Below are 3,236 nucleotides of genomic sequence, written 5' to 3' on the forward strand. Positions count from 1 at the left end.
GGCATGGGCGCATGGGCTGAGCTGGGCCGCCGCACGTTAGCGGTATGCCGAGCGCCCGATACCCGTTCACCCGTCGTCCCGGACGGTTACAGGGGACGTCCCGGGCGGGATCAGCGCGGCGGGGTGTGGGACACGCGGTGCAGGCAATGCCCTGCACCGGGATCCGACCGGACGGCGGGTTCGCGCGGGTGGCTTTCATGAGGGTGCCGGTGATGCCGCACCGGCGCGCGATTCACATTGCGGCAGGCGTCGCAGTTGAAGATCTCAGAGTCTGCGGCCCGCCGAGTTCCCGGCTACACCACCCCGTACCCTTGCCGACCTTCTCGCTGCTTCCGCCGAGCCTCTGCCTCAGCAGGTCAAGCGGCGTTCGGCGCTCTCGTAGGTAGCGAGGTTGGAGTCGACGCCCACGACCGTCTTGTAGGTGTAGGTGCCCGAACCCGTGCAGTTCCAATACGCCAACTTGGTGCCGCTCTCGAGCGGGGTCCAGTCCATCTCTTCCCAGCCGTACCAACGGTGACGCTGCAGGGAGATCGTGGCGTCAGTGCAGCCGCTGCGGGTCTTGCCGGCCTTGCCGATGATCTCGCTGATGCCCTTGTAGGGGGCCGAGATGCTGTAGCAGTTCCGGTCCCAGTCCGAGGCGGCGGCCGGAGTGGCCGGCATCAGCATCGTGGCCGCGCAGGCCAGGGCGAGGGCGGCGGATGCCTTTCCGGCGAATCCGAGTGTGCTCATGACAAACGTTCCTGTCTGCGAAGACGTGCGGGATGTGATCTGCAAGAGCACTCTGTCATCGGCGCCGAGACAAGATCAAGGCAGTTCCTCCGCGCCGCCAAACTGCCGCGCCATGCAGCAACTTGACGGCTACCGTACCCGCCCGTCAGGCAGTATCGACCCGCGGATGAGGTGACGTGATGCAGGGTGAGCACGGCTTGGACGAGGCCCGGCCTGCCAAGTGACGCCGACGCCGACGATCCTCCTGGTCGATATGCGGTGGCCGGTTGTATCCAAGTCCGGGAGACTCAGGTGCTGTGAACATGGGGATCTCTGGTTTCGAGCCGTCCTTCCTGACCGGGGCCGACGTGATTCGGCAGGCGCACGGATCGCGCCTGGCGGCGCTCGCCGGTCGACGGCTGACGGGATTCGCGCTGGTGCAGTTCGCCGAAGACGGGGACTGGTTCGCCGACTGCCCGGTGGTGCTGGACTTCGACGGCATCCAGGTGGAGGTCTGCCACTGGAAGTTCGACGAACTCTCGATCGGCTGGGACACGATCGACACCGCGGCGACCATCACAGGGTGGGAATCGGTCGAGCACACGCCCCAGTGGTCTCACAGCGATGAACACCTCGAACCATTCGTCGGCCAGGACTTGTACGAGGTCGCGCTCCTCGAATGGCGGCCGACAGACCGTGACCTGGCGGCTGGAACCGTGGCCGTGGAGTTCGTCTTCGCCCGCGACTGCCTGCGCATCGTCAACGGCCTCGACGAAAACCGCATCGAGGTCGGTGCGGCCCATCAGGATTACGCCCGCCACAAGCTGGGTCAGTGAGTGCCCCGCGCCGGCAGTCAGGGGCATCGCACCATGGGCCGGACTTCCGGCAGGCCACGTCGCACGACGGAAATGGGTTGCAGCTGAAGATCCTCACGCGGATGCTTCCACCATGAAGATGCACGCCGACCAGCTGACGGTGTCACCTGAGAGGGTGCGCATGCTGGTAGAACAGCAGTTTCCCGCGTGGCGGAGCCTGCCCGTCCGGAGTATCGACTCGCAGGGCACGGTCAACGCCATCTTCCGTATCGGCGACCGTTTCACAGCCCGATTTCCCCTCCAGGCCGCAGACACCGAGTCGACGCGGCGCTGGCTGGAATCCGAAGCCGCAGCGGCACGCGAGCTGGCGGGTCGCACGCGTTTCGCCACGCCCGAGCCGGTCGCACTGGGCGAACCCGGGGCAGGCTACCCGCTCTGCTGGTCGGTGCAGACCTGGCTGCCCGGCGTCGTAGCCGCCCACGATGACCCGGGCGGATCATACGCGTTTGCCCGCGACCTGGCCGATCTCCTCGGCGACCTGCGCGCGATCGACACGCACGGCCGCACATTCGCCGGCACCGGCCGGGGAGGCGACCTGCAGTCCCATGACGCATGGATGGAGACCTGCTTCCGGCACAGCGAGCAGCTCCTGGACGTCCCCCGGCTGCGCCGCATCTGGGCAACTCTGCGTGAACTGCCGCGCGGCACCGCCGGGGACACCATGGCCCACAGCGATCTGATTCCCGGCAACGTGCTCGTCCGCGCCGGTCGGCTCACGGGAGTTCTCGACGTCGGCGGCTTCGGGCCGGCTGACCCTTCACTGGATCTTGTGAGTGCGTGGCATCTGCTCGAAGCCGGACCGCGCCAGCTGCTCCGTGATCACCTGGGCAGCGACGACCTGGAGTGGGAACGAGGCAAGGCGTGGGCTTTCGTCCAGGCAATGGGGTTGGTCTGGTACTACGTCAAAAGCAACCCGGCCATGAGCCGGACAGGTCAACGGTCCTTGAATCGCATCCTGGCGGACAGATCGTCGCCCGCGTGACCTGAAGCAGCAACTGGTCGTAAACGAGGCGGCCTTAGCGAAACGGGGTGCTACTTGCGCGGGCTGCGTGACCAATCGAGCAGGGAACGAACGGTCAGGTCCTGGTTGATCACGTGCAGAACCCGCCGCGCCTGGTAGTTGATCGACGCCGCTCGGCGGGTGTCACGATCGCCGCTCATGAGCGGGACCAACGCGTAGAACCTGAAATTGTCCAGCAACGACGTGTCCTCGATCAACGCAGCCGTCTCCGCCTTCCCGGCGAGCCGCAGTTCGTCGTTCCGGATCACGTAGAGCCGGTTCTCGCGGTCGCCGAGGCAGGCGTAGAGGCAGTTCAGCTCCTGCAGCACCCGCTTGGGGGTGAAATCGTAGAAGCGGTAGTACAGGCTGGAGATCGCTTCGCGCTTCGCGTTCAGTTCCTCTGCGGAGGGCAGGGTGTCCAGTCGAAGGCCCGCGAGCTCGCTCACCTTCTCGCAGAGCTGTTTCCGGAGGTCCAAGTACACGTCGATGACCTTGGCCGCGACCGTGTTTGCCTGACGGTGGCGCTCCAGCAGGAGACTGGACAGGAATCCGAGCCCCGCGCCCAGGAGCAGGGTGAGCAGGGGCACCAGGATGGTCACCGCCGCCCCTGATCCGCCGCTACCGCCAGCTCCGCGAGGGCATCGATGGTGTTG

4 protein-coding genes are annotated in these 3,236 nt (G+C 66.3%); 2 read left to right on the forward strand and 2 right to left on the reverse strand.

Annotated elements, in window-relative coordinates:
• Positions 1 to 348 precede the first annotated feature (348 nt).
• Entirely contained in the window at positions 349 to 729 is a 381-nt protein-coding gene (locus tag ACQKIP_RS43640) for a hypothetical protein (protein WP_365857010.1), read from the reverse strand.
• 302 nt (positions 730 to 1,031) lie between these two features.
• Here ACQKIP_RS43640 and ACQKIP_RS43645 point away from each other — a divergent pair, with 302 nt between their 5' ends.
• Positions 1,032 to 1,544, forward strand: coding sequence for a hypothetical protein (locus ACQKIP_RS43645; protein ID WP_365857148.1), 513 nt, complete (start codon positions 1,032 to 1,034; stop codon positions 1,542 to 1,544).
• A 112-nt stretch (positions 1,545 to 1,656) separates the two neighbouring features.
• Complete coding sequence (locus ACQKIP_RS43650) at positions 1,657 to 2,565, forward strand: aminoglycoside phosphotransferase family protein (RefSeq protein ID WP_365857008.1); 909 nt, start codon at positions 1,657 to 1,659, stop codon at positions 2,563 to 2,565.
• Between the two features lie 50 nt (positions 2,566 to 2,615).
• Here ACQKIP_RS43650 and ACQKIP_RS43655 read toward each other — a convergent pair whose 3' ends face one another.
• On the reverse strand, positions 2,616 to 3,182 hold the full coding sequence (locus ACQKIP_RS43655) for a hypothetical protein (protein WP_365857006.1): 567 nt from the start codon (positions 3,180 to 3,182) through the stop codon (positions 2,616 to 2,618).
• Positions 3,183 to 3,236: the final 54 nt, after the last annotated feature.

Source organism: Streptomyces sp. NPDC059900 (assembly GCF_050270335.1).
GTDB lineage: Bacteria > Actinomycetota > Actinomycetes > Streptomycetales > Streptomycetaceae > Streptomyces.